This is a genomic window from Paractinoplanes toevensis, assembly GCF_018332695.1.
GTDB lineage: Bacteria > Actinomycetota > Actinomycetes > Mycobacteriales > Micromonosporaceae > Actinoplanes > Actinoplanes toevensis.
Map to the genome: position 1 here is coordinate 1 of NZ_BOQN01000007.1, position 16032 is coordinate 16032.

Genomic DNA, 16032 nt, shown 5'->3' on the forward strand with positions numbered 1-16032 from the left:
CATCACCGACGGACCGAACCACGGCCCGAACTCGGTATTCGAGTCGATGATCGCCGTGCAGGTGACGCAGATCCGATCGGCCGGCTCCATGCTGGGGCACACGCCGTGCTCGTCTCGTGGGCAGTCGCACTCGCCGAGCAGGTGCTCCTCGTCGGCGCTATACAGCTGCATCGGCCGGTGCGGGTCGACGTGGGCGAGCAGGCCGGTGATGTAGTCGCTTTCCAGGCCGTCGTGTTCGGGGTCGGCGAGGACGGCCCGGCGCAGGGCGACGAAGAAGTCGGCTTCCAGGATCGGCCGGCCGGGTTCGTTACCCAAATTGAAGTGCCGCAGCGCCTGGTCGAGGGGGATGAGCGGCCGGTAGCGGTGCTGCCAGCCACGCGGCACGAGGTGCTCGTCGACGATTGCCATGGCTTCGGCGATCGTGTGCGGTCCGGTCCGGATCAGCAGGCCGTCGTGTTCGGCTTCGAGGATGTACAGGTCACGCATGGTTGTGCTCCCGGATGACGGTGCGGGCCAGCGCCAGCCGTGGGTAGCGGGCCGTCGCGGTGAAGTCCTCGGCCTCGAACCACGGGTACAGATCCGCCGGGTTGATGCCGTGGCGTTCCAGCACGTCAGCAAGGTGCTCGACGCTTTCCCCGTTCATCTCGCCGCCCTCCGCGTTCAACTCCCACAGGGCGCGAGGGGCGGCCTCGTCGATGACGGACAGGGCGGTCATGGCGGCTGTAGCGGCCGTGCCGAGCAGGGCGAGATAGCCGAGGTTCGGGCCGGGGTCGGTGTGCTCAGCGAGGCGGAAGGCTCCGAACGCGGCCAGGGCCACGGCGGCGTAGTGCCGGATCCACGGAACCGAACTGGTGTTGTCCCCGTCGGGAACGGGTGCGAGTTCGGTGGCCCGGTTGAGCAGGTCGTGAGGTTGCAGGTCGGTCATCGGGGGTCCTTTCAGGCGTACATGCCGATATCGACAAGGACGTTGCAGGGCTCGCAGCGACGCTCGACCATGGCTTCGCCGCGCGAGCCGTCAAGCGGTCCCTCGTCGCCGAACGGGCCGCCGGCCTCCCGGAGGGCGACGGTCATCGGCCTGCCACAGGCGCACACGACGACCAGGGCGGGATCGAACAGCAGGCGGGCGGCGATGACGGGGTTGTCGCTCATCGGCTGCTCCACTGCTCGATCGGACGCAAACGGCAGATATGCCCCTCTGCCTCGTCGAGCGCCCCGGGGTGGTCAGGGCAGTCGTAGCCCGCGAGGAGTTCCCGGCCGTGTTCGACCATCCGCACCTGCCGCCCGTACGCGCACGGCCAGGTGACGGGTTCGAGGGGGTGTCCGTCGAGGTCGTACGAGCAGGCGCCGCAGATGGTCGGCGCGGGGGAGCAGGTTTCACACGCACCGCACCAGCCGGGCGGCATGAAGTCGTAGCCCTCGATCGGCTGGTGTTCGGTGATGCTCACCGGATCTCCTCGCACATCTCGGGCGTCCACCGCCACGACGGCAACCACGCGGTCATCACGGACATGTCGCCCCGGACCAGCCGGGCCACCGTCTCCAGCTGGCTGGCCTCGCTTTCCAGCACCAGGGCGGAATCCTCAGGGGCGTTGATGGCGTACTCGCGGCGGCCGGCAGCGGCGTCAGCGAGCAAGCCCAGCAGCCGGTCTCGTTCCCGTGTCACAGCCGCTTCCGCCTGGCGGGTGATGTGCCGTTGGATCGCGGCGACCTGCTCGGCAGGCATCGGGTACAGCTGCCACGGATCAGGAAGCTCGTGGCGTTGATCGGGGGTCACGCCGGGGTCGCTTCCGTGATCAGGTCGGCCAGCCACTCCGGCATGTCGATCACGGCGCGCGGGCTGAACCAGTCTCCGACGGGAATGCCGGGCCGCTGGGCGTAGATCGTGATGTCGGGAATCCACGGGCCGTTGCCGTAGCGGGTGAACTTGAAGCGGATCGAGTAGGGGCGCCCGTGGGCGGGGCCGTACTTGGCTTTGCGCTTCCAGGTGATGTCCGGGGCGTCGGTCAGCTTCACCGACCGCTCGACCGTCTCGGTCTTCTCGTGGTGAAGGGGTTCCCATTGCAGGGTCATCGTGGTTGTCACTTCATCTCCTCAAGGTCAAGGCGGGGCGGGGTCAGCGGGAGGCGCCGTCGATGTTGCTGCGGTGCGCAGCGATCCAGCCCTCCGGGTTGGCGAGCGGACCAGCCAGAAGGCCCATCGGGTCGAGCATCCATTCGCCTGGCTCCTGACCCCACGGCCAGTCCTCGACGGGCCCCATCGGAGCCGGCGGGCCACCCCATCGCGGGGACATAGGTGCAGGTTCGGCCCTTGCCGGCTGCTCTCCCGGCGTTCCACCCTCGCGTGCCCAGGTGAGCGCATTCCGCAGGGTGTATCGCCCAGCCGGGTTCCAGATGCCGCGCACTCGGTCCGCCACGGCGACGATCGGGAAGCCGACGACGACGAAGGCGTACCGGGCCCAGGCGTGGCGGATGATGAACCGCTCAACGGGGGTCATCGGGTTGACTTGGCTTCCGTCTTGGTCGCGGCGGCGAGGTGCTTGAGGTGCTCCTTCTTCAGCCAATCCGTCGAGTGCGACTGGTAGTTCGGGTTCGGGCGCCATCCGCATTCGCACCTCAGGTACCAGGTGGTCTTCTCCCGGCTGCCGCGTCCGCGCGTCTCGCTGGTGACGCTCGCCTTGTGCGCGGCGATCGCGTTTCCGTGGTCGGGACAGCCGTGCGTGTAGATCGCGTCGGTCCAGCCGTCGGGCCGGTCCGCGATGTAGCCCTCGCCGTGCGGCTTCGGCGCCTGCGCGGTGCAGCCGGCGAAGTCGCAGTTCATGAAGCGGATCGTCGAGGTGGTCATCGCCCGTTCGCCTCCGCCTCGCACCACTGGCCGTCGACCTGATGCCGGGCCAACTCGTCAGCAAAGAGGACGGGGACCAGCTCAGAGCAGCGCGGGCACTCCGCCCACCTGCCCGTGCCGGGGCAGTTGCGGGGCTGGTCGGGTCCGTGCTCCACGACTTCCGGGCCGTGAGCTGACAGTTGGCCGCATCGGGCAACCTGGTACGCAGGGTTGAACGTGGGCCAGGCCCAGCGGTTGTAGGTGGGCGCCGTCTTCTCGGTGGTCATCAGGGTTTCCTCCGGCAGTCAGGGTGCTCGGCGGCGGCGTCGATCAGATCCGCCAGCTGGAACGCCTCCACGGTGGTGTCGTACTCGTACTGCCAGTCGGCGCAGTAGCGGCACTTGATAACGACGGCGCCGTAGGTCTCATCGCCTGCGCCGTACACCTCGAAGCGGTGCTGGTCCTCGACTCTCATCGGGCCGCCTCCGCCTCGCGACGGTCCACCTCGGCCTCGTCGAGCCTGCGGATGATCAGTCGATGCTGCCGGTACACCTGCCAGCCGAACGAGGTCAGGCGGGCGTTGCGCGAGTAGCCGTCGTCGCTGTAGCCGGTCCACTCGATGATGCCCTTCGCTTCGAGGGCGAGGATCGACTGCCGGATCTCGTGCTCGCCGTGCAGGTGGCTGGTCGGGCAGGACAGAACGCCCACCGGGTCGTAGTGCACGGCGATCTCGATGTACTCGGACTGCTTCTCGCTCAGCCGCACCCCCTTCGGGGTGGGTGCCTTCTCGGCCTTGACCGGGATCGGGGCGGCGGCGGCCTCGAAGCAGGCGAACAGGTCGGAGCGACCCCAGCCGTGATGCCCGACCGCCTTGACGAGCAGGACGGCGTGTTCCTGGACGGCGTTCGTCCAGCCGGCGATCCGATCGAAGCGGGCCTTGTGGGTGACGACCGTGGCCCGATTGCCGCCTCCGGTCGACGTGCACGACATCCCGCCGGGCGACTGGCACTTGGGGCACCGCACGGCCAGGGCTGCGTAGCCGGTGGCGAACATCGGCACCTCGTGGCGTTCGTCCTCGGTCCAGCCGTAGCGCGGGGCGGGGACGTCGCCGAGCTCGACGGTGCGGGTGGTGTCGATGCGGGGGTTGCGAATACCGGGGATCTCGGCGAAGCGGGCGGCCAGGTCGGCGGCGCCGTCGGGCAGGACGGGAACGGTGCGGGTGACGAGCTCGTTGCCGTCGTAGGACTGCCAGGTGAGGGCGACGGTCCGGGTATCGATCGCGGTGGTCATTCGGTTCCCTTCGAAGTCAAAGGCGCATCGAGAACAGAGGGGCGTATCTCGTCGCTGCGATCTTCGGAATTTTGAGAGCGCCCGCGTCGAACGAAGTGAGCGCGGGGATCGGTCTTATTGAGTAGTTCGTATGAGTTGGTTAACTGAGTAGGTGGGTGGAACTGACTTCCGGTACTGCCGGATCTCACTTCCGCTACCCCTGGAACTCACTTCCGGTACTCGCGGATCTGAGTTCCGGTACCGGAAGTGACTTCCGGTACTCACCAGTCATCGGCACGCGCCTGACGAAACAGCTTCCAGCGCTCCAGACCAAGCTGATTCCACAGCGGCGAACCAGCTTTCCTCTGCGCCTGGTTCCACCCGGCGAGGCAGGATGCGTCGTCGCGGCCCTTCGTCTTGCGGGGCGCCGGGCAGAAGCACATCTTGGCGATGTCGTAGCGGACCATGTCCGCCCCCGGCGCGTCCGTCGGTAGCTCGTTGACGGAGCAGTTGCCGACCGGGTTGAACAGCTTCCCGCAGCCCAGGCAGGTGAACTTCCGGCCATGCGGGCCGAGGATCGGAAAGTTCGCCCAGTGTTCCGGGATTTGCAGCCAGTACTCGTCCGCCTGCCGCAGATAGGACGTGCCGCGAGAAACGCGTTCCGCCATGCCGAGTCCGCGTAGCGCCGACCAGGCAAACCGGACGGTGCGTTCGTTGTAGCCGGTCTCCCGGGCGAGGCGTTCGTTGCTGGGTCGGCAGTTCGATCCGTCGTCGAAGTCGGCGTAGTCCATGGCGGCTCGTGCGATGTGTTTGACGGACGACTCGACAAGCAGGATCCGGGCGAGCATGTTCCAGCGGGCAATGAACGGCTTCTCCTCGTCATCGGGCCGGATCACGACAGCCTGCTGCTGTCGCGCCGCTGCGCGTCGGCGTCGTAGTCTGGGCTCACGAGAGTTGGGGCCTTTCGAGGTCGTTGGCGAGTCGGGTCTTTGGCGGGCCCGGCTCGCTTCGTCTTGTCAGGCGGCGTTCTCGGTGTGGACGAGTTCGAGCCGCATCAACTGCTGCGCCCAGCGGACGGCGGCGCCCTCGCGCGGCCGGCGCCTGCCTGTCTCCCACCGCCAGAGGCATGAGGTGGTGACGCCGATGAGTTCGGCCATCTCCTGCTGCGGCACTTTGGCCTGCTCCCGGATGATGCGACCGCGACCGCCCCGGGCGTACCGGATTGCCGCTTGCAGCAGCATCTCCCGTTGGTCTTCAGTCATGCCCTACATGTTGCCAAGTTGGCAGAGCTGTGTCAATCACACAAAGTAAGTTCCTGCCTGCTCAACACGCTTGAAGATCTTCGCGATGCTTGTTCGGCACCGGCCGCTGCCCCTACGGTGCGCGCGTGGAGGAAACCCGACGTCGCTGGCCAGACCCCGAGGGTGGCCCATACCAGCTCACGCTGATCTGGACGCGCGTGAATGGCCGGCCCCAGGTTGCGGGCCTCCACCTGGACCCGATTTCCGACGGTGCCCCTGCGGTCACGACGTCGCTGCTCCGGGATCTGAAGCTCGCCGAGATCATGATTGAGGACCGCGAGGCGCTCGACCACATTCCGCAGGTCAAGCTACCTGCAGATGTGGTCGTGGAGGGCATGCGCCCGGCCACGGTGAAGCGGCTGCGGCGGGCTGCGGAGATCTACCTGGCGGCGTGGCGGGCGGGGGAGCGACCGACAAAAGAGGTCGGCCGACGGATGAATCTGACCCCTGCGGCTGCCGCGAATCTTGTGCGTCGCGCCCGCGAGGCTGGCCTTCTGCCGCCAACTTCCGCAGGCGTGTCGCAGGGCTGATCGGCCCGTCCTTCGCTCGGATAGTCAGGGATTACCCGTCCGCGCAGCCTTGCCATTTTGGCTTGCCAAACCTTGCCAACTTGGTTAGCCTTTGCCATGTAAGCAAGAAGGCCCCAGCCGGAGCTACCAACTCCAGCCAGGGCCAAGGGAACAGGCCGCGCAAACGACCTGAACCCGCAGCCAGCACCTGAGCAACCAGGAGCCAGCCATGAACCAGACTACCGACCCCTTCGGCCCGCACGGCTTCATCGAGACCGAGGTCAACGGCGTGACGATCCGACTCACCCGCACCGTCGACGGCGGCTACACCCGCCGCGTCCGCAACGGCCTGCACGAATACACCGGCCTGGGCGCCGGCCACCACGACGCCACCCTCGCCGCGAACGAGTGCAGCGACATCCGCGCCCGGCTGATCAGCGGTGAACTGGCCCGCGACATCGAAGCCGACTACCAGAGCCGCAACAACGCGGTACTGGCCGAGGTCGCCCAGGTGCTCGCCGAGGCGTACAAGGCCGAGGCCGACGAGGTCATCCACCTGCGGCGCGAACCCAACCCGATCCCCTGCGGCGCAACCGGCCCGGTCCGGGTCACCCGCGTCTTCCGCGAGGTCACCTGCCAGGCGTGCATCGACTACGAGGACGAGCGTCTCGGCCGCCACAACAGCGCCACCCTGGACGCCTACGCCACCACCGCCCGCCGGGACTTCACCAAGGGCCGCATCCACTGCCAGGACCCCACCCCGGCCGAGCTGGACGCGATCCGCCACGGTGTCGACAACGGCGACGGCACGATCACCGTGCGGACCCTGCCCCGGCAGCCGTGGACGCTGCTGAAGTCCCTGCACGCCCGCATCGGCGGCCAGCCCACCAAGCAGCGCGCGAAGTTCACCGCGCTGACGTTCCGGGTCGAGCAGCTGGCGCCGTACCGGAGCGAGGTGGCCGCGTGAGCACCGACGACGGGGGGATGGTTGTTGAGATCGACTCGAAGGAGAAGCTGCGCGGCGTTGCCGGCCTTTCCATCCATCACCAGCACGAGGAGGCGACCGACGTACTCCGGTCGCTTGCACTGGCTGTTGGCTGCGAGGAGCGAGGCGGGTACATCTTCGGCCGGAGTGGCAACCGGTACCCGAGTGTGTGCCGAGGGTGGGACCGGTTCATCCAAAAGATCCTCTTAAGTGACCTTCCTTCCGGCATTCGCGACGCCATGGTCCGCGAGGCCATTCGAGTCGGAGCCACGGTCACGCTGACGGCGGACCTCGTGAAGAACATCAAGGGGGAGCGGCCGTGAACCTGTTCCTCGACCCCGACCGCCGCGCCGACATCAAAGCCGACCTGGGCTCCCTGACCCGCGTGCACCGTGTCGCCGACGTCCACTACGGCTACTACCCGGCCGACGAGTCCGGTCCGCGCTGCGGTCACTGCAACCAGCTGCTCCACGTGCACCTGTGGCAGCTGCACGACCCGGACCTGTTCGAGCAGGGCGGGATCATCGACTGCGAGGTGGCGCAATGAGCGACGACCTACCCGCCGACGTCACCACCGAGGCCGTCCTGGAGCTGTACGCCGACGTCCTCGAACAGCACCGCAGCGGGGGCAGCAGCAACGACATCGTCTGCCTGCTCGACGACTGGTTCGTGGCGCAGGGCTTCCCGACCGTGATCTACGCCGAGGAGGCGAAGTGAGCGAGCACATCGACCTGACCGCCGAGTGCGCGACCTGCCACGGCCCGATCGAGCACCTGGCCGGCATCAAGGATCCGTACTGGCGGCACGTCGCGGTTGCTTCACACGCGGCCAAGCCGGACCCGGACACCGTCAAGCCCGCCTGACCTAGACCGGGGCGCCGAGTCCCCCGCACGGCGCCCCACCCCAACTTCGAACGGAGCACGATAACCACCATGGCTGACACCCTCACCGCCGCCGACCGCAAGCTTCTGACCGCCGTCCAGGCTGGTCATGTCTCCTACTCGCCGGGTGCCCGCGGCGGCCACCTGTGGGAGCGCTGGGACCCGGAGACCCGCACCCACAAGACGGTCACCGGGTCGCGGATGACGTCGTTCGTGGGCCGCGAGCTGGTGCACCCGCCGAAGCCCCGCGCGGCCGGGACCGCCCGGATCACCGATGCCGGCGAGCTGGCGCTGGCGAACGTGGAGGCGTGATGCACCTGCGCACCCTGTCGCCATCCCAGCAGGCCGACATCGCCTCCTCGATCGGCTTCCTCGCCCAGGAGATGCACACCGGCAGCGAGCAGGTGGACCGTGAGCTGCGGTCGCTGTGGCGGGCGTACGGCATCAACATCCGGCCCGGCGACGTCGAGTACGTACAGAAGCTGAACGCGCTGATCGGGGAGGTCGGGGTGGAGCAGGCGCTCAAGGACATGACGGCGAACAGCGACGTGGATGCTCTCGTCCGTGCCCGCCTCGACGAACTGGTTCGCAAGGATCAGCCGTGCGAGTCGGTCGGGGAGATCTCAGACGCGATCGGGGTGAGTGTGACCCGGGTCCGGCCTTCGGTCATGCGGCTGGTCGCCAACGGGGAGGTCTGCACGATCGGCTCCACGTACACGGGCGCGAAGACGTGGACGCTCACCTCCGACCCGCGACTTACGAAGGAGGCGTGATGGCGCCGCGTGACCATGTTTTCGTGCGCAGCTCTGACCCCAACTTCGGGTCCTACTTCGGCGGCGCCTGCGACTACCAGGCGGATGACGTCACCTGCGGGTGGCCGGAGAGCGCGCATCCGGCGCAGATCCACAACCACGAGCAGATCATGGCCTGGAAGCCGCAGGACGTCGAGGCGATGATCGGCAAGAGTATCGTCGTCGAGTCGGCCGAGGACCCGGCGTTCTGGTCCGACCCGCACCGCTGGGCAGGGGAGTGGACGCTGCTGGGCGCCGGCACGGTCGCCTCGGTCGACACCTACAACCGGCCGATCCTCGAAACGTTCAAGGTTGTGTTCGCGGAGGGCGGCTGGGCTGGGGTCATCCTCGGTCAGCCGATCCGGATCCGGGTCGAGGCGTGATGGAGGAGCCGTACAACTGCGACTGGGACGGCCAGTGCACCCGGCAGTTCGCCACCCGCGACGACCTTCACGCCCACGAGCTCGACCACTGGTCTCGTGAAGACGCGCTAAACACCCACCTGCGGGAAGGCGTCGACTGGCGAGACCGTAGGGAGCTCAACCGGTGACCGCACTGGAGCCAACTCCCGAACGTATTGCCTACGCGCGCAAGGCCCAGTCCCGCACGTGGACGTTCGGACCTGAAGGCGCTGGCGAGATTCTGGCCGATGATGTCCTCGGCGGCATGGTGGTCAACGGCCTGATCGCCCCACATTTCGTCACGCCGACCCAGCAGATTGCCGGGCAGGACGATTACTACCGGTTGACTGAGGCCGGCGAGAAGTGGCTGGCCGAGAACGAGGAGACCTCATGAAGCTCTGCGAGCTGATCGCCGCCCTGACCGAGATCGAGCGTGCTGGCTTCGGCGACAGCCGCGTGATCGACGACAACGGCAACGACGTCATGGAGGCGGTGCGCCCGGTCAGCCTGGACGGCCCGGTCGGTGCCGATTCGGATGCCGCTGCGGTGATGCTGCACTGCTATATCGACTACAAGCAGGGGGCGTGATGACGACTGAGCGCGCGTTCCTGGTGTTCCCGGACGGCCGTGTCGAGGAGATCGACGAAGAGGGCGAGACCTCCGGCGGCTGGAAGACGGCCAACCTGCACGCCGACCTGGCCGCCGCTGGCTATCCGCCCTTCCGGGAGGAGGGCAGCCCGTTCGACGGCGGCTTCGACATCACCGTCAAGGACGACAACGTGACGGTGCATGCCTACGACGAGGCGGGCATTCCTGCGGCCCGAGAGATGGGCCCGGCGGGTGAGCTGTTCCTTGCCTGGCTGCGCGACAACGACTGAGGAGAACGCGATGGACTTAGACGATCTGGACGTCGACGACCGCATCGAGATCTACACGCCGAGCACCGGTACCTACTGGGGCTACGTGACCTAGGTGAACCGCGAGGCAGGCACCGTGACCCTCGACGACCTCGGACCCGACAACGGGCAGCCCACCACAGTTACAGCCGACGCGATCAAGGCACGCAGGTTCCGTGGCCGGCGGCCTCAGGGGCACGTTGGGATCTGGAACGGGCGCCGCTGATGTGCCCCTGCGACCTGTCCCGCCACATCGTGTGCGGCTACCACGCCCAGCCGATCGAGGAGCTTTACGCCGAGCTGCGGGAGCTCGAATCGCGCGAGCAGGACCTGGTCGGTGCCGAGGGTGACCGGCTGCGTGTCGTGCGTGGCCGGTTTCAACGGCACGGCCTGGCCGCCGAGATCGTCATCCACCGGATCAAGACCCGCGAGCGGGAACAGGCGAACGCGGAATAGCCATCAAAGATGGCCTGAGTTGCCGTCGGAGCGGGACACTGTTTGCGTCGGCCACCTCGACGAGTCCAGACCGGACGGTGACAGCATGACCAGTTACGACCGTGCAGAAGATGTCCCTCCCAGCGTCTACGCCGTCCGCGACGCCCAGGGCGGTATCTGGTGGCGCATCGGGGAAAAGACCGATTTCGCGCCTTCCAAGGGCGGCGAAATCCGATCTCTTACCCAGATCATTGAGCTGTACGGGCCGGTCGAGGACGTTACGGAGCAAGAGCGCTATAAGGGCGTCTGATGGCGCGGCCTGTCTTGCTCACCTTCTTGCGAACCTTCCTGCTAACCACGCGGTGAGCAGGTGGGTGGGCCGTTCGGCGGATGGGGTGCGCTGAACACCCGACCCCCGACGTGGTGAACTGGTGGAACGCTGCCGTTCCGGACGATCCTGTCGGGTTGACCCACGCCTAGCGTAGGGGCATGGAAGCGATCGATCAGACGCTACGCCGAACCGCCGACGCCGCCGCCCGCTACGAAGTCCCCGAACGCAAAATCGGGGTCGCCACGACCAGCCTGACCGGGATGCCCGACGACCAGCGCCAAGACGTCGAAGTCGAAGCGCTGCACGAAGCGGTACTGCACCTGGCCGACATCCACGGCGGACCCCACGACGACGGCTGCCCAGACTGCCACGCGATCGGAAACGGGCTGGCCGTGGCGCTTGCGGTGGTGCGAGCTGAAGTGGACGTGGAGTTCGAGCAGAAGGTTACGTAGGGTCGGCGTCCATTCGGCGCAGTGCGCCACGCATTCAAGATCCGATTGAAATGCGATAATGGAAGCGAATACAGAGCGACCCCAGCCAGCGCGGCAAACGCTGATTGCTGGGGTCTTGAACGCCTGCTGAGGAGGCGCGTTGCTCCGCTCCATTGTTGCATGCCCGCTCGCCCACTGCCGCGCCGTCGGCGGTGTCGCTTGAGCGACTTCAAGAAGTACACAATCTCCCGCTTCGACTGGGAACGCACCATCCGGCGCATCGTCATGCCCAGCGACCTGAGATCCACCAAGCTGGTCGCGCTGATGCTGGCCACCTACGCGGACGCGGACGGGTCGAGCATCTACCCGGGCACCGAACGGCTCGCAGACGTCTGCCAGCTCGGCCGCAGCACTGTGCACAACGGGCTGAAATGGCTTCGCGAGAACTGGCTGATCCACCGGCACGAGCACGGCGGCAACAAGGGTGGGCGGAAGCTCGCCGATGTGTATCAGCTGTGCCGGCCCAGCGACTGGGAGGAGCGATTCACGCTGCTCGCCGAAAACGGCAAGGACATCGACAGGTCGATCCCGCGTCCGCGCCGCGCAAACAACCCGAATCCGCTGGGCACACGCAGGTTCGACATCGACACCGACCGGCAGGCGATGCGCCAACGGTTGGACAGTCGCTAGGACCGAGCCTCCAACGGTTGGATGCGCGATTGTCCAACGCTTGGCGCATCCATTGTCCAACCGTTGGATACCACCAAGTCATTGAACCCAATCATGTAAACCACTCAACTCCCGCGCTCACTTCGTTCGCTTGGGACGCCGCTTCGCGTCGTCGTTCACAGAGATAGTTCGGAGATCGTCAGCGATGTCAGACTCAGAAAAGCGCCGACTGTTCCTCATTGAAAACATCTACGACAAGGATGTGGAAGACCCCGGCGAGGCGATCGACACGATGAGCCTCTTCGAAGAACCCCCGGACGAGAAGGCGCAGGCGCTCTACTGGGGGAGCCTGCGAACTCTCGACCGCGAGGGCCTGATCTACCTCCACTCGGGGCTCAGCTTCGACGGGCAATCCGTAGTGATCACCGAGGATGGCCGCAGTTTCGTCGAGCGGCTGAGGGCCATGCGGCGGGACCCTGCCCAACAACGACGGGCCGCGCAACTCGGGCTTCTTCAGTGGCTGAATGGAGAGGAGCCTCAGGGAGAGCGCTATCTCAACGTTGAAGAGGCGGCCAATGCGGTCCTTTTCGAGTACGCGCGCCTTCCCGTTGAACGGTTTTGGGAGGCGGCAGCAGCGCTGAAGCGACTCGGGCTGGTCGAGGCCACGGCGCCCGTCGTCGAGAACGGCAATCTGCCGATGAAGGCAAAGATCACCGACGAAGGCCGGGATCTCGTCAATTCCGGCAAGAGCATGGAGGACTACGTGCGCGAGCAGCGGCAGCCCCGGAACCAGGTCTCGATCGGCACGATGAGCGGCGGGAACTTTGCCTTCGACGCCGCGAACTTCTCCCAGTCGTCGGCCGGCAACACCGGCTCGTCAGCGGATGAGATAGCGGTTCTGCTGCAGGCCTTCGCCGAAGCCTTGCCGGTGCTCGGCCTGAGCGCATCGCAGCAAGAGGAAGCCGGACGCGACCTCGAGACCCTGCAGGCTGAGGTGCAGCGGGCCAACCCGAACAAGAGCTTCGTAAAGGCACGCCTGACGGAGACTGTCGACACCGTGTTGGGCGCCGGCAACTCGATGCTGGGCTTGGTGCTCCGCGCCTACGCGATGAAGGCGTTCGCTGACTGGGGCGTGCCGATCGAGGCTCCGGCTGAGTAGGTCACCTACGCGGCTCCTGCGGTGGAGTCTTGGACTGGCATCTCAACCAGGTCGGCCATCGAGTACCCGTCCTCACCGAGCAGCCATTCGAAGATGCCCATCGCCCCGCGGTAGGGCAGTAGCTCGCCGTCGCGAAACATCCGGTACTGCTGCTCGCGGCGGACCCTGACCACCTCGAAGCGCCACCTGCCGTCAGGTGTGCCCATCGCGCCGAGGATCTTCACGAGGCCGACGGTAATCCGCTCTGACCTGCTTGTTTACTAGTCGCTTGAATGCCATCCGTGTAACTCTCGATCGCTTCACACAGGGTGGATGATCGAGTTATGGAGTATCTGCCGAGCGAACCCGCCCCGAAACTGCCGTGGGGTCCGAAGCTGACCGCGCGGGAGGATCGGCTCCACACGCGGCTGGTGGGGTTGGCGGACCGGTTCGTCGTCGACAGCGAGGCCGACGAGAGCGTCCTGCCGGCGCTACTCGCGCTGTCCGACGACCCGCGCCTGTGGGGCCTGCTCCTCGGCCGGGCGTTACGCCGGGTAGAGCTGGGGGAGAGCTCCTACATGCGGCTGGTCGAGGCGGCCCGTGAGGCAGGTGCGGACGAAGAGGTCGCCCAGGTGCACCTGGCATGGCTGCGAGCGACACCGGGAGTTTAACGTCGTTTCACCGTGTTTCGTGATCGTGGTTGAAACGTCGCCAGGTCGCTACGGTGAGAGCACCTTTCTTGGATCGGTTGGTCCTGGGCCGGAAAGCACAGTCGGGCAGCCGTGGTAGGCCAGGCTTCGACACAACAAAGCCCCGCTCAGCTACGAGCGGGGCTTTTGCGTGGACGGGGTCAGGCGAGCGCCGGAACCTGCCAGTCGGGGAACGGCTCCTCCGCCGGCTCGTCGCCCACCATCGCCCCCGTCGACGACGTGCACAACAGCATCCGGGTGCCGTCCGCGGTCACGATGCTCACGCCCGAGGGGAAGGTGCCCCGCTGCTCGGTGGGCCCCATGTCGGGCAGGGCGACCAGCCGCCACGCTTTGAACTGGGCGGGCCGGGCCGCGTCCAGCAACTGCACTACCAGGATGGCCAGGCGGGCGGCCCGGTATTTCGGCTCGGGCAGCGTCGCCGGCACGTCCAGCGGTGTTTCGCCGGGAAGATCCGCGCCCCACAGCATGGCGGTCGCCGTGGACTGGTGGGCGACCTTCAGCCCGGTCACGCCCTTGACCTTGGAACGCTCGGCGCTCGGACCCCACGGCTGGTTGCTGTCGCCGTACCTGGTGATCGCGGTGATATCAGGGTGCTCGGCTCGGCGGAGCAGGTCTTCGACCACGTCGAGGATCTCGGGCAGGTTCACAGCGGCTCCATGATCAGGGAGTGGGTGAGTCTAGTTCGCGGCACGACATGCGGACGACCTCACCGCGGCCGGACTCGACGTCGCTCTTGAACCCATCCGGCGACTGCATCCGGAACATGCCCTCATGACCCTGAACCATCGCTGGAACTCCTGTCACCGGCGCACCGGGAACGCGCGGCCTGGTCACGATGAAACCCCAGTACGGGCCATCAGGGTCCTCGACCAGCTCCACCGGAACCGGGTCGAGACCGCAGAACCGGACTGTACGTTCGTCGCCGAAGCGGTGGAAGGGGCGCTCCGGCACGCTACCGCGGCCGGCGAACATGCGCCACGAGCGGGTCACTGAATGCTCCCGTTGCCCAGCATCCGCCGCAACCGGGCCACGATCATCGCCTCGGGGTCGCCGGACACGTCATCGGGGATCGGTGGGTAGGTGGCCAGCCATCGCCGAACCTCGGCGAGCTTGGTGCTTTCCGCGACGAGAGAGACCGCGATGTCGCGCAGCTTGATCGGGTCGGTGTCGACCAGGGCGTCGAGGTGCTCGTAGCTGAGGTCTTCCATCACGCGTCACTCCGCTGTCGTTCGAGCTCGGCCAGCAGGGCGCGCGCCAGGTCCGCCAACGTTTCCGGGTCATGTTCGGCGAGGAACGTGATGTGCTGGCGGACCTCGTCGGGCGAGTCGTAACTGATCGCCTCCTCGTCAACCCACAGCACGGCCGGCCTCCTCGGGGTAGAGCCGACCGAACTTGGCCAGGAACGCCCGACCCTCATCGGTCAGCGTCACCTCTTCCTCGCCGCGCCCGCCGAGGTAGCCGTGCCACACGGCGGCGGCGAACCCGTACGTCTCCCAGGTGCAGCCCTCCGGCCAGCCGTCGCGGGCGAGACGGAGCACGTGGACGATGTCGGCCATATTGACCGCCTGCGTTTCGCTCACGTCAGGGCCTCCAAACCGTCGCGGGGAACGAGTGAGGCGTTCCGGGAGCGACGTCCCAGGTGATCCACCACTCGCGCTGCCCGGCGCGGACGCGTTCACAGTTGCCGCATTGGTCGTCGCGGCAGGCGGCGCCACAGCGGGCCACCGCGTATGTCTCAGCGAGTGAGTCCGCCAGTTCGCCGGGCCCAGGGTTCTGATCGTCCACGAGATTGGCGAGCCCCCAAAACTCGCGGGCATGCCGGTTGAGGGCGGCCACGATCCGGCGCGGCTCGTTGTGGTGGTGGCCGAGGATGATGACGCTGCCATCCTCGCCGACGTCGCTGACCTGAAGGCCGAAGTAGGTTTCGAAGCCTTGCAGGTCCGGGATCGTCGCGGTCGTCACGACGCCTCCTCGGTCTTGTTGGCCAGTCGCTCGATCTCGGCCCGGATCTCGGCATCCCAGCCGACCAGGGCCGGGTTCTTCAGCGCCTCGCGCAGCTTGGCCAGGTTCTGCGACTCGGGGGTTTCGGTCTTGGTCTGCGGCACGACGGTGATGGTCATCGGATCTCCTCCACGGAGGCGAGCTGGCCGACCCTCTGGCGCGCCTGAACGCGATCGCCAGGCTCGAACCGGTTGTAGTCGGCCTCCGACACGGGCAGGCATGTCCATCCGCCATCCGCAGAGTCGAAGCAGAACTCCCACCGATCCGCGTCGCCGACCGATCCCGGCGGGTAGTGGTTTTTCTGCGTGATCCAGCTGTCGACGGCGGCGGTGCCGTCCGACCCTTCGGACATGTAGACCGATGGGCCTTCAGTCCCTGCGGACCGTGCTGTCTCCGGGGTGCAGCCAGTCATCAGTGCGGCAAGGGCGATAGCTGCTGCCATCGCCTCGGGCGTCCTGCTCATG

Annotated in this window: 38 protein-coding genes; 18 read left to right on the forward strand and 20 right to left on the reverse strand. The window is 66.9% G+C overall.

Annotation, left to right across the window (positions count from 1 at the left end; translation table 11 throughout):
* From Ato02nite_RS02770 to Ato02nite_RS02825, 12 genes are all read right to left on the reverse strand, one after another.
* A partial coding sequence (locus Ato02nite_RS02770; RefSeq protein ID WP_213004744.1) for a hypothetical protein occupies positions 1 to 486 on the reverse strand: 486 nt, incomplete at its 3' end.
* Positions 479 to 925, reverse strand: coding sequence for a hypothetical protein (locus Ato02nite_RS02775; RefSeq protein WP_213004745.1), 447 nt, complete (start codon positions 923 to 925; stop codon positions 479 to 481). The genes Ato02nite_RS02775 and Ato02nite_RS02770, both read right to left, overlap by 8 nt.
* A gap of 11 nt (positions 926 to 936) precedes the next feature.
* Positions 937 to 1149, reverse strand: coding sequence for a hypothetical protein (locus Ato02nite_RS02780; RefSeq protein ID WP_213004746.1), 213 nt, complete (start codon positions 1147 to 1149; stop codon positions 937 to 939).
* Positions 1146 to 1445: a hypothetical protein gene (locus Ato02nite_RS02785; RefSeq protein ID WP_213004747.1), complete on the reverse strand. Its 300-nt coding sequence runs from the start codon at positions 1443 to 1445 to the stop codon at positions 1146 to 1148. The genes Ato02nite_RS02780 and Ato02nite_RS02785 overlap by 4 nt, the downstream gene beginning before the upstream one ends.
* Positions 1442 to 1723, reverse strand: coding sequence for a hypothetical protein (locus tag Ato02nite_RS02790; RefSeq protein ID WP_213004748.1), 282 nt, complete (start codon positions 1721 to 1723; stop codon positions 1442 to 1444). The genes Ato02nite_RS02785 and Ato02nite_RS02790 overlap by 4 nt, the downstream gene beginning before the upstream one ends.
* A gap of 47 nt (positions 1724 to 1770) precedes the next feature.
* Entirely contained in the window at positions 1771 to 2082 is a 312-nt protein-coding gene (locus Ato02nite_RS02795; RefSeq protein WP_213004749.1) for a hypothetical protein, read from the reverse strand.
* A 31-nt stretch (positions 2083 to 2113) separates the two neighbouring features.
* Positions 2114 to 2494 carry a hypothetical protein gene (locus Ato02nite_RS02800; protein ID WP_213004750.1) on the reverse strand — a complete coding sequence of 127 codons (381 nt, stop codon included), beginning with the start codon at positions 2492 to 2494 and terminating at the stop codon, positions 2114 to 2116.
* On the reverse strand, positions 2491 to 2841 hold the full coding sequence (locus Ato02nite_RS02805) for a hypothetical protein (RefSeq protein ID WP_213004751.1): 351 nt from the start codon (positions 2839 to 2841) through the stop codon (positions 2491 to 2493). Before Ato02nite_RS02805 ends, Ato02nite_RS02800 begins: the two co-directional genes overlap by 4 nt.
* Positions 2842 to 3106: 265 nt before the next feature.
* Positions 3107 to 3295 (reverse strand): hypothetical protein, encoded by a 189-nt coding sequence (locus Ato02nite_RS02810; RefSeq protein WP_213004752.1) that lies wholly within the window; start codon positions 3293 to 3295, stop codon positions 3107 to 3109.
* Complete coding sequence (locus tag Ato02nite_RS02815; protein WP_213004753.1) at positions 3292 to 4110, reverse strand: zinc finger domain-containing protein; 819 nt, start codon at positions 4108 to 4110, stop codon at positions 3292 to 3294. The genes Ato02nite_RS02810 and Ato02nite_RS02815 overlap by 4 nt, the downstream gene beginning before the upstream one ends.
* Before the next feature lie 260 nt (positions 4111 to 4370).
* Positions 4371 to 4985 carry a helix-turn-helix domain-containing protein gene (locus tag Ato02nite_RS02820; protein WP_213004754.1) on the reverse strand — a complete coding sequence of 205 codons (615 nt, stop codon included), beginning with the start codon at positions 4983 to 4985 and terminating at the stop codon, positions 4371 to 4373.
* A 120-nt stretch (positions 4986 to 5105) separates the two neighbouring features.
* Positions 5106 to 5351, reverse strand: a complete 246-nt coding sequence (locus tag Ato02nite_RS02825) for a helix-turn-helix domain-containing protein (protein WP_213004755.1) — start codon at positions 5349 to 5351, stop codon at positions 5106 to 5108.
* Between the two features lie 125 nt (positions 5352 to 5476).
* On the opposite strand from Ato02nite_RS02825, the gene Ato02nite_RS02830 reads away from it, so the two are divergent.
* From Ato02nite_RS02830 to Ato02nite_RS02910, 17 genes are all read left to right on the forward strand, one after another.
* Positions 5477 to 5920, forward strand: a complete 444-nt coding sequence (locus Ato02nite_RS02830) for a hypothetical protein (RefSeq protein WP_213004756.1) — start codon at positions 5477 to 5479, stop codon at positions 5918 to 5920.
* 208 nt (positions 5921 to 6128) lie between these two features.
* Positions 6129 to 6866 (forward strand): hypothetical protein, encoded by a 738-nt coding sequence (locus tag Ato02nite_RS02835; protein ID WP_213004757.1) that lies wholly within the window; start codon positions 6129 to 6131, stop codon positions 6864 to 6866.
* Positions 6863 to 7207, forward strand: coding sequence for a hypothetical protein (locus Ato02nite_RS02840; RefSeq protein WP_213004758.1), 345 nt, complete (start codon positions 6863 to 6865; stop codon positions 7205 to 7207). The genes Ato02nite_RS02835 and Ato02nite_RS02840 overlap by 4 nt, the downstream gene beginning before the upstream one ends.
* Positions 7204 to 7431: a hypothetical protein gene (locus tag Ato02nite_RS02845; RefSeq protein ID WP_213004759.1), complete on the forward strand. Its 228-nt coding sequence runs from the start codon at positions 7204 to 7206 to the stop codon at positions 7429 to 7431. Before Ato02nite_RS02840 ends, Ato02nite_RS02845 begins: the two co-directional genes overlap by 4 nt.
* Entirely contained in the window at positions 7428 to 7601 is a 174-nt protein-coding gene (locus tag Ato02nite_RS02850) for a hypothetical protein (protein WP_213004760.1), read from the forward strand. Before Ato02nite_RS02845 ends, Ato02nite_RS02850 begins: the two co-directional genes overlap by 4 nt.
* Positions 7598 to 7747, forward strand: a complete 150-nt coding sequence (locus Ato02nite_RS02855) for a hypothetical protein (protein ID WP_213004761.1) — start codon at positions 7598 to 7600, stop codon at positions 7745 to 7747. The genes Ato02nite_RS02850 and Ato02nite_RS02855 overlap by 4 nt, the downstream gene beginning before the upstream one ends.
* A 69-nt stretch (positions 7748 to 7816) precedes the next feature.
* On the forward strand, positions 7817 to 8077 hold the full coding sequence (locus tag Ato02nite_RS02860) for a hypothetical protein (protein ID WP_213004762.1): 261 nt from the start codon (positions 7817 to 7819) through the stop codon (positions 8075 to 8077).
* The gene (locus Ato02nite_RS02865) at positions 8077 to 8538 is read left to right on the forward strand and encodes a hypothetical protein (RefSeq protein ID WP_213004763.1); all 462 of its coding nucleotides are present in this window, start codon (positions 8077 to 8079) and stop codon (positions 8536 to 8538) included. The genes Ato02nite_RS02860 and Ato02nite_RS02865 overlap by 1 nt, the downstream gene beginning before the upstream one ends.
* Positions 8539 to 8561: 23 nt before the next feature.
* Positions 8562 to 8939 (forward strand): hypothetical protein, encoded by a 378-nt coding sequence (locus tag Ato02nite_RS02870; RefSeq protein WP_213004764.1) that lies wholly within the window; start codon positions 8562 to 8564, stop codon positions 8937 to 8939.
* A gap of 163 nt (positions 8940 to 9102) precedes the next feature.
* The gene (locus Ato02nite_RS02875) at positions 9103 to 9351 is read left to right on the forward strand and encodes a hypothetical protein (RefSeq protein WP_213004765.1); all 249 of its coding nucleotides are present in this window, start codon (positions 9103 to 9105) and stop codon (positions 9349 to 9351) included.
* Positions 9348 to 9545: a hypothetical protein gene (locus Ato02nite_RS02880; protein ID WP_213004766.1), complete on the forward strand. Its 198-nt coding sequence runs from the start codon at positions 9348 to 9350 to the stop codon at positions 9543 to 9545. The genes Ato02nite_RS02875 and Ato02nite_RS02880 overlap by 4 nt, the downstream gene beginning before the upstream one ends.
* Positions 9545 to 9835, forward strand: a complete 291-nt coding sequence (locus tag Ato02nite_RS02885; RefSeq protein ID WP_213004767.1) for a hypothetical protein — start codon at positions 9545 to 9547, stop codon at positions 9833 to 9835. Before Ato02nite_RS02880 ends, Ato02nite_RS02885 begins: the two co-directional genes overlap by 1 nt.
* A 243-nt stretch (positions 9836 to 10078) precedes the next feature.
* Complete coding sequence (locus Ato02nite_RS02890; RefSeq protein ID WP_213004768.1) at positions 10079 to 10309, forward strand: hypothetical protein; 231 nt, start codon at positions 10079 to 10081, stop codon at positions 10307 to 10309.
* An 85-nt stretch (positions 10310 to 10394) separates the two neighbouring features.
* Entirely contained in the window at positions 10395 to 10598 is a 204-nt protein-coding gene (locus Ato02nite_RS02895) for a hypothetical protein (protein ID WP_213004769.1), read from the forward strand.
* A 179-nt stretch (positions 10599 to 10777) separates the two neighbouring features.
* The gene (locus Ato02nite_RS02900; RefSeq protein ID WP_213004770.1) at positions 10778 to 11071 is read left to right on the forward strand and encodes a hypothetical protein; all 294 of its coding nucleotides are present in this window, start codon (positions 10778 to 10780) and stop codon (positions 11069 to 11071) included.
* Positions 11072 to 11269: 198 nt separating this feature from the next.
* Positions 11270 to 11740, forward strand: coding sequence for a helix-turn-helix domain-containing protein (locus Ato02nite_RS02905; RefSeq protein ID WP_213004771.1), 471 nt, complete (start codon positions 11270 to 11272; stop codon positions 11738 to 11740).
* A 184-nt stretch (positions 11741 to 11924) separates the two neighbouring features.
* Complete coding sequence (locus Ato02nite_RS02910; protein ID WP_213004772.1) at positions 11925 to 12878, forward strand: hypothetical protein; 954 nt, start codon at positions 11925 to 11927, stop codon at positions 12876 to 12878.
* A gap of 5 nt (positions 12879 to 12883) precedes the next feature.
* Here the strand turns inward: Ato02nite_RS02910 and Ato02nite_RS02915 are convergent, their stop codons facing one another.
* Positions 12884 to 13102: a hypothetical protein gene (locus tag Ato02nite_RS02915; protein ID WP_213004773.1), complete on the reverse strand. Its 219-nt coding sequence runs from the start codon at positions 13100 to 13102 to the stop codon at positions 12884 to 12886.
* A 99-nt stretch (positions 13103 to 13201) separates the two neighbouring features.
* On the opposite strand from Ato02nite_RS02915, the gene Ato02nite_RS02920 reads away from it, so the two are divergent.
* Complete coding sequence (locus Ato02nite_RS02920) at positions 13202 to 13528, forward strand: hypothetical protein (RefSeq protein WP_213004774.1); 327 nt, start codon at positions 13202 to 13204, stop codon at positions 13526 to 13528.
* 179 nt (positions 13529 to 13707) lie between these two features.
* Here Ato02nite_RS02920 and Ato02nite_RS02925 read toward each other — a convergent pair whose 3' ends face one another.
* From Ato02nite_RS02925 to Ato02nite_RS02955, 7 genes are all read right to left on the reverse strand, one after another.
* Positions 13708 to 14214 carry a hypothetical protein gene (locus Ato02nite_RS02925; protein WP_213004775.1) on the reverse strand — a complete coding sequence of 169 codons (507 nt, stop codon included), beginning with the start codon at positions 14212 to 14214 and terminating at the stop codon, positions 13708 to 13710.
* Between the two features lie 339 nt (positions 14215 to 14553).
* Positions 14554 to 14778 carry a hypothetical protein gene (locus Ato02nite_RS02930; protein ID WP_213004776.1) on the reverse strand — a complete coding sequence of 75 codons (225 nt, stop codon included), beginning with the start codon at positions 14776 to 14778 and terminating at the stop codon, positions 14554 to 14556.
* Positions 14775 to 14927, reverse strand: coding sequence for a hypothetical protein (locus Ato02nite_RS02935; RefSeq protein ID WP_213004777.1), 153 nt, complete (start codon positions 14925 to 14927; stop codon positions 14775 to 14777). Before Ato02nite_RS02935 ends, Ato02nite_RS02930 begins: the two co-directional genes overlap by 4 nt.
* Positions 14914 to 15147, reverse strand: coding sequence for a hypothetical protein (locus Ato02nite_RS02940; RefSeq protein WP_213004778.1), 234 nt, complete (start codon positions 15145 to 15147; stop codon positions 14914 to 14916). Before Ato02nite_RS02940 ends, Ato02nite_RS02935 begins: the two co-directional genes overlap by 14 nt.
* 1 nt (position 15148) lies before the next feature.
* On the reverse strand, positions 15149 to 15529 hold the full coding sequence (locus Ato02nite_RS02945) for a hypothetical protein (RefSeq protein WP_213004779.1): 381 nt from the start codon (positions 15527 to 15529) through the stop codon (positions 15149 to 15151).
* Positions 15526 to 15687, reverse strand: coding sequence for a hypothetical protein (locus tag Ato02nite_RS02950; RefSeq protein WP_213004780.1), 162 nt, complete (start codon positions 15685 to 15687; stop codon positions 15526 to 15528). The genes Ato02nite_RS02945 and Ato02nite_RS02950 overlap by 4 nt, the downstream gene beginning before the upstream one ends.
* A complete protein-coding gene (locus Ato02nite_RS02955; protein ID WP_213004781.1) occupies positions 15684 to 16031 on the reverse strand; it encodes a hypothetical protein in 348 nt (115 codons plus the stop codon). The genes Ato02nite_RS02950 and Ato02nite_RS02955 overlap by 4 nt, the downstream gene beginning before the upstream one ends.
* Between the last annotated feature and the right edge of the window lies 1 nt (position 16032).

Coding starts and splice junctions, on each gene's coding strand:
- Ato02nite_RS02775 (WP_213004745.1), bottom strand. CDS start 925: ATGACCGACCTGCAACCTCACGACCTGCTCAACCGGGCCACCGAACTC.
- Ato02nite_RS02780 (WP_213004746.1), bottom strand. CDS start 1,149: ATGAGCGACAACCCCGTCATCGCCGCCCGCCTGCTGTTCGATCCCGCC.
- Ato02nite_RS02790 (WP_213004748.1), bottom strand. CDS start 1,723: ATGCCTGCCGAGCAGGTCGCCGCGATCCAACGGCACATCACCCGCCAG.
- Ato02nite_RS02800 (WP_213004750.1), bottom strand. CDS start 2,494: ATGACCCCCGTTGAGCGGTTCATCATCCGCCACGCCTGGGCCCGGTAC.
- Ato02nite_RS02805 (WP_213004751.1), bottom strand. CDS start 2,841: ATGACCACCTCGACGATCCGCTTCATGAACTGCGACTTCGCCGGCTGC.
- Ato02nite_RS02810 (WP_213004752.1), bottom strand. CDS start 3,295: ATGAGAGTCGAGGACCAGCACCGCTTCGAGGTGTACGGCGCAGGCGAT.
- Ato02nite_RS02815 (WP_213004753.1), bottom strand. CDS start 4,110: ATGACCACCGCGATCGATACCCGGACCGTCGCCCTCACCTGGCAGTCC.
- Ato02nite_RS02825 (WP_213004755.1), bottom strand. CDS start 5,351: ATGACTGAAGACCAACGGGAGATGCTGCTGCAAGCGGCAATCCGGTAC.
- Ato02nite_RS02835 (WP_213004757.1), top strand. CDS start 6,129: ATGAACCAGACTACCGACCCCTTCGGCCCGCACGGCTTCATCGAGACC.
- Ato02nite_RS02850 (WP_213004760.1), top strand. CDS start 7,428: ATGAGCGACGACCTACCCGCCGACGTCACCACCGAGGCCGTCCTGGAG.
- Ato02nite_RS02860 (WP_213004762.1), top strand. CDS start 7,817: ATGGCTGACACCCTCACCGCCGCCGACCGCAAGCTTCTGACCGCCGTC.
- Ato02nite_RS02865 (WP_213004763.1), top strand. CDS start 8,077: ATGCACCTGCGCACCCTGTCGCCATCCCAGCAGGCCGACATCGCCTCC.
- Ato02nite_RS02880 (WP_213004766.1), top strand. CDS start 9,348: ATGAAGCTCTGCGAGCTGATCGCCGCCCTGACCGAGATCGAGCGTGCT.
- Ato02nite_RS02885 (WP_213004767.1), top strand. CDS start 9,545: ATGACGACTGAGCGCGCGTTCCTGGTGTTCCCGGACGGCCGTGTCGAG.
- Ato02nite_RS02890 (WP_213004768.1), top strand. CDS start 10,079: ATGTGCCCCTGCGACCTGTCCCGCCACATCGTGTGCGGCTACCACGCC.
- Ato02nite_RS02895 (WP_213004769.1), top strand. CDS start 10,395: ATGACCAGTTACGACCGTGCAGAAGATGTCCCTCCCAGCGTCTACGCC.
- Ato02nite_RS02900 (WP_213004770.1), top strand. CDS start 10,778: ATGGAAGCGATCGATCAGACGCTACGCCGAACCGCCGACGCCGCCGCC.
- Ato02nite_RS02910 (WP_213004772.1), top strand. CDS start 11,925: ATGTCAGACTCAGAAAAGCGCCGACTGTTCCTCATTGAAAACATCTAC.
- Ato02nite_RS02920 (WP_213004774.1), top strand. CDS start 13,202: ATGGAGTATCTGCCGAGCGAACCCGCCCCGAAACTGCCGTGGGGTCCG.
- Ato02nite_RS02950 (WP_213004780.1), bottom strand. CDS start 15,687: ATGACCATCACCGTCGTGCCGCAGACCAAGACCGAAACCCCCGAGTCG.
- Ato02nite_RS02955 (WP_213004781.1), bottom strand. CDS start 16,031: ATGAGCAGGACGCCCGAGGCGATGGCAGCAGCTATCGCCCTTGCCGCA.